We start from the raw sequence: 5,406 nt of genomic DNA, 5'->3' as shown, positions 1-5,406 counted from the left end.
GCCGGTCGCTTCCCTGATCTTGCCCGTCCAGTCCTTCCAGATCGTCGCGGTCCAGGGTTCCTCCGGCAGCAGGTCGAATGCCTGTCGAAGAAAGTCGCGGTCGTCATCGGAAAATTCCGGCTTCTCCTGCGGTCCTTCGCGCAGGATGCGCCACCAGTTGACCGCATCGGCCAGCCTGTCGAGATTGCCGCGCACCGCCAGCCAGAACGGTTCGGCCTGCTCGCCGGAGACGCCGAGCACGATCAGACGGTCTTGTGCCTCGCTGAACGGCATGTGGTGCAGCAGCGACCGGTTGAGCACGAACAGCTCGTCCGGATCGAACTTGGCCGCGGATTTCGATGTCGCCGCCGGATCGAAGCGTTCGGCGAGTTCGCCCATCGTCGGCATCGCCGCGACATTCTCCGAAGTGCCTACCAGGACCGCCAATGATGCGACGGCCATCGGCTCGATCCCGTCCTCGCGCAGGCTTTCGATGGAGAGCGCGCCGGTGCGCTTCGACAAGCCCTCGCCCGATGCGGTGGTCAGGAGATTGTGGTGGCCGAACACTGGCGGCGTGGCAGCCAGTGCCTGGAACAGGGCGATCTGCACGCCGGTGTTGGTGACATGGTCGTCGCCGCGGATGACATGGCTGACGCCCATCTCGATGTCGTCGACCACGGAAGGCAGCGTATAGAGATAGGTGCCGTCCTCGCGCACCAGGACCGGGTCGGAAAGCGAGGCCAGATCGACGGTTTCCTCACCGCGCACCAAGTCGTTCCAGTGGATTTCAGTGCGTTCCGGCTGTTGTGGATCGCCTGAGAAATTGGGCAGGAGAAAACGCCAGTGCGGCCGGCGGCCATCGGTCTGGTATTCGGCGATCTGCTCGTGCGTCAGGGTCAACGCCTCGCGGCCATAGACCGGCGGCAGACCGCGCGTGCGGCGCACCTTGCGCCTGAGATCCAGCTCCTCCGGCGTTTCGTAGCAGGCATAGAGAACGCCTGCCGCCTTCAGCCTCTCGACCGCCGCGTCATAGACTTCGAAGCGCCGCGACTGGTACTCGGTGGCGTCGGGAAAAATGCCCAACCAATGCAGGTCGTAGAGGATGGCGTCGGAAAACTCCTGCTTCGAGCGCGCAATGTCGGTGTCGTCGAAGCGCTGGATGAAGCGACCCTTGTTGTTCACGGCGAACAGCCAGTTGAACAGAGCCGTGCGCGCATTGCCGATATGGATGCGGCCGGTCGGCGAAGGGGCGAAACGAACGGTAACTGTCATGAGCGGGGCGTACCGGATGCTTTTACGATTGACAAGACGCGCCCCCGCGCTGCCCGGCAGACATAGAACATGGCGGCTGGAATGAAAAGACCGGGCGTTGGACGCCTCAGGAGGCGCCCAGTCCGCAGGCGGCCTTTGTAACCGAGCGCAGCCAGCCGCTGGGGCTGACCACCGGTTGAAGGCGATCAGCGGCCGAAATCATCGGAACTGAGGCGGGTCCAGCGGTCGCCCACCACTCCACCGATAAAGATGTCGCCGGAGCGGACCGCTTCCGTGACCTCGGCGATCCGCGAGCGGACCATCGTTCCCCCGGCATAGCGGAAGAAGACATTCTTGTAGCCAAAGAGTTGAGATATGAATCTGGTCTGCGTCTGCCCGGTGATGCCCACGCAGCCCATCTCCCATGCGGCGGCGACAAGCGCATCCAGCGTCGCGCCCCAATGCGATCCGAATGCCTGGATTTGCAACAGGTTCGCCATGTCGCCGGCTTGACCATAGAAGGCATAACAACCGAGCATTTTGCCCGTTTCGTCGTAGATCCCACCGAAATGAAGGGGGCCGTCGGCCCGCTTCTCGGCCGCCAGTGCAAGCAGCCGTGGCAGCTCCCCATCCTTCCAACTCGGCCGAAGAGCGTAACCAGACAGGAGGGTCGGCAGTTCCTCGGCAAATTGCACGGCATTGATCGGCTCACGGTGGGTGCGATGCGACGATGAATGCTGGACGGGGGGCTCGAACCTTCTTTTCGCAAGAGCATCGAATGCTCGCGCAAAGGGGTCGAGTACAAGGTGAGGCAGGCCGGGCCATTTACGGTGCAGTGCGGCGGCGGCCATTCCCGCCGGCCGGAAAACATATGTCCATCCCAGACAATGCACCGGCAGGAGTTGATACTTCATCGGGCGCGCGAAGGCCAAGGATGTCCGGTTGGCCGAATCGGTCAGCTGCAGATCGAATTCGCCTTGATGCAATGCCCGCAGCAATTGCGGTCCGGCCGAGCCGTCATCGGTGCCGGGGTCGGCCATGAGCGGCCCGATGATCGCCGCATTCAATGGCGCACCATTGAGCTCGTAGCGGGCTTTCAAAACGCCGAGGAACCCACCCAGGCGGCCCTGCCGGTTGATCTGGACAAGAGCGTTGCTTTCACCGGAGTGGCCGGCAGGGTCGAGATAAATCTCCCTCATATACGCGGCCGTTTCGGCGATAGCGCGATCGAGGAGGTGACGGCGCCGCCGGCGAAACTTCGTCAGGAAGAGTGCGGCGACGCGCTCGAGATCTTCGGCAGCAAGCGGCCGAACCGAGCCATGCTGAGATTCCAGCACTGACGGCGCAGCCAACTTTTCCTCGGCATTCGCAGAAAGATGCATCGTGAAGAACGTCCGTGGGTTGCCTCCATCGGATATATATCAACCAATGGTAGAAACAACGTATCTCGGTCAATATGATGAACAGAGGTCCCAAGACTTACTATCCGGACAGGACTTCACAGGCAAATCAAGTCGGCCAGCATCACGGCGCTGATCGACGGGTCGACTGCCTCCCTGCGATCGCATCTCCTGCTCCAGCCCGCTGGGCTGACCGTGCCTGACAGAGGCGGCCTCCGGCCGAAGCTGGAGGCCGCCTCAGGTCAGCTGACAAGTCCCTTGGTCAGTTCGAGCGCCTGGCGTTCGAACAGACGGCGGTAGATGCCGCCTTTCAGCCGGATCAGTTCGTCATGCGAGCCTTCCTCGACGATGTTGCCGCGATCGAAGACCAGCAGCCTGTCGAGCGCCCGCACTGTCGAAAGCCGGTGCGCGATGACCAGCGTGGTGCGGCCGACCATCAGCCGCTCCATCGCCTGCTGGATCAGCACCTCCGATTCCGAATCGAGGCTCGATGTCGCCTCGTCGAGGATCAGGATGCGCGCATCGGCAAGGAAGGCGCGTGCGATCGCCACGCGCTGACGCTCGCCACCCGACAGTTTCACGCCGCGTTCGCCGACCAGTGTACCGTAGCCCTTTGGCAGGTTGGTGATGAAGTCATGCGCACTCGCCAGCTTCGCGGCATGCTCGATCTCCTCCTGCGACGCACTCGGCCTGGCATAGGCGATGTTTTCGGCCAGGGACCGGTGGAACAGGATCGGTTCCTGCTGAACGATGGCGATCTGCCCGCGCAGCGAGGCTTGCGCCACCTGCGAGATGTCCTGACCGTCGACCAGGATTTTCCCCGCGTTCACGTCATAGAGCCGCTGGATAAGCTTGACGAAGGTCGTCTTGCCCGACCCCGAATGGCCGACCAGCCCGACGCGCTCACCCGGCGCGATATCGACCGAAAAGTCGCGGTAAAGCGCGGATCGGTGATGGCCATAGTGAAAGGTGACGTTGTCGAAGCTGATCCGTCCTTCGGTGATCCGGATCGGCTTGGCACCTGGCCGGTCCTCGATGCCGAGCGGTTCGGACTGGAAATCGACCAGCTCTTCCATATCGTTGATGGAGCGCTGCAGGTTGCGGATATGCGTGCCGATGTCCCTGAGATAGCCCTGCAGCACAAAGAGCGAGGTCAGCACGAACGCAACGTCGCCGGCGCTCGCCTGCCCCCAGGACCACAGCATCAGCGCCAGGCCGATCACCGCAGCGCGCATGACCAGCAGCAGCACTCCTTGCGTGGTGCCGTTGATGGTGCCGCGCACCCAGGTGCGCCGTGTACGCGCACGCCATTTGGCGACGACCTTGGCCAGGCGGCGTTCTTCGCGCTCCTCGGCGCCAAAGCCCTTGACCACGGCGTTGCAGCTGACCGCGTCGGCCAGCGAGCCGCCGAGGCGGGTATCCCAGGTGTTGGCGAGCCTTGCCGCCGGCGCGACATAGCCAAGTGACAGCAGCGCCGTCACCGTGATGAACAGCACCGAACCGGCAGCAACGACCGCACCCATCAACGGCCAGAACCAGCCGAGCAGCAACGTCGACCCGACCAGCATGACGATCGACGGCAGCAGTGCGATGAGGATGGTGTCGTTGAGCAGGTCGAGCGCCCACATGCCGCGCGTCACCTTGCGCACGGTCGAGCCAGCAAAGCTGTTGGCATGCCAGTCGGTGGAAAAGCGCTGAACGCGATGGAAAGCATCGGCGGCGATGTCGGCCATCATCTTCAAGGTCAGCTCGACGATGCCCATGAACGCCAGGTTGCGCAACACGACGCCGGCCAGCGCCAGCGCCATCAACATCGAGAACGCCGTCAGCGCGGCATTCCAGGCAATCGCGTCGGCGCCGGCGCTGCTGGCGACGGCGTCGACCAGCCGGCCGGAATAGAGCGGCGTCAGCACATCGGCCAGCGTCGACAGCAGGAAGCTGGCCATGATGAGCGAGAGCCGCCACGGCTGGCGCCGCCAATGGGTAAGCGTGAAGCCAAGAACGCTGCGAAAGGCGCTCGCGCGCAAATCGATCTTGAAACGAGCCATGATGTCATTCGGGCACAAACGAGCCCGATCCCAGTAGGTCGAAAATTGAAGAAGCCGCGCAAGGGCCAATGATTGCCCGGAAGCGGAGTGGCATATTTGGCGTATCGCCCATAACCGGGCGGCGATCGGCATCGGCATAAGCCTGTGCTCGATCCGGCATCGGCACGAAGGGCAAACCTTCGCGGAGCGCCGGATGAGACCTAGGCTTCGCGGCCTCGCATTGCCATGTGAAATACTGCCATTCGGACCTCCCGCAAGACAATTGCGGAGCGGTTCTTATAGAGACGCTCCGATGCACCGCCAAGACGGGCTGACGCCAAAAGCGTATCTGGTCCAACCACTGCGATTATTTTGCAACAATGGCGGGCAAGCCGCGCCTCATTCAGGAACGCGATCCAAGCGCATGTAGCGGCCATCGGTCGATGGCTTGAACCCGAGCTTTTCATACATGCCATGGGCATCGCTGGTCGACAGGCTCCAATGGAAAACGGTCCTGACCTCCGGATGGTCGATCAAGGCCTGGACGAGCCGGCTTCCTATGCCTTGCCCGCGATTCTCCGGCCAGATGATGAGATCGGCGAGATAGGCGAATACGGTGCGGTCGGTGATCGCCCGGCCGAAGCCGACTTGCCTGCCATCGACATAGGCGCCGACGCAAAGCGAATTGGCAAAGGCGCGGCGATGGACTTCGTCAGTGCGTCCGGCGCCCCAATAGCTTGCCATTAACA

The 5,406-nt window shown here is 62.7% G+C and carries 4 protein-coding genes; all 4 read right to left on the bottom strand.

The features are described 5' to 3' along the window. Nucleotides 1-1,251, bottom strand: a 1,251-nt coding sequence (gene gltX / locus EN991_RS21945; RefSeq protein ID WP_127369536.1) for a glutamate--tRNA ligase, incomplete at its 3' end; no start/stop codon positions are given. Between the two features lie 185 nt (nucleotides 1,252-1,436). Continuing rightward, nucleotides 1,437-2,612 carry a hypothetical protein gene (locus EN991_RS21940; protein ID WP_127369535.1) on the bottom strand — a complete coding sequence of 392 codons (1,176 nt, stop codon included), beginning with the start codon at nucleotides 2,610-2,612 and terminating at the stop codon, nucleotides 1,437-1,439. Nucleotides 2,613-2,872: 260 nt separating this feature from the next. Then, nucleotides 2,873-4,678: an ABC transporter ATP-binding protein gene (locus tag EN991_RS21935; RefSeq protein WP_127369534.1), complete on the bottom strand. Its 1,806-nt coding sequence runs from the start codon at nucleotides 4,676-4,678 to the stop codon at nucleotides 2,873-2,875. A 378-nt stretch (nucleotides 4,679-5,056) separates the two neighbouring features. Further along, nucleotides 5,057-5,406 (bottom strand): GNAT family N-acetyltransferase (locus EN991_RS21930; protein WP_164769267.1); only part of this gene is annotated, 350 nt, incomplete at its 5' end.

The organism is Mesorhizobium sp. M7A.F.Ca.US.005.03.2.1, assembly GCF_003997795.1.
GTDB lineage: Bacteria > Pseudomonadota > Alphaproteobacteria > Rhizobiales > Rhizobiaceae > Mesorhizobium > Mesorhizobium ciceri.
Note: the sequence above shows the minus strand (reverse complement) of the source record. Positions and strands in the feature narration are given on the sequence as shown.

Coding starts and splice junctions, on each gene's coding strand:
- EN991_RS21940 (WP_127369535.1), bottom strand. CDS start 2,612: ATGCATCTTTCTGCGAATGCCGAGGAAAAGTTGGCTGCGCCGTCAGTG.
- EN991_RS21935 (WP_127369534.1), bottom strand. CDS start 4,678: ATGGCTCGTTTCAAGATCGATTTGCGCGCGAGCGCCTTTCGCAGCGTT.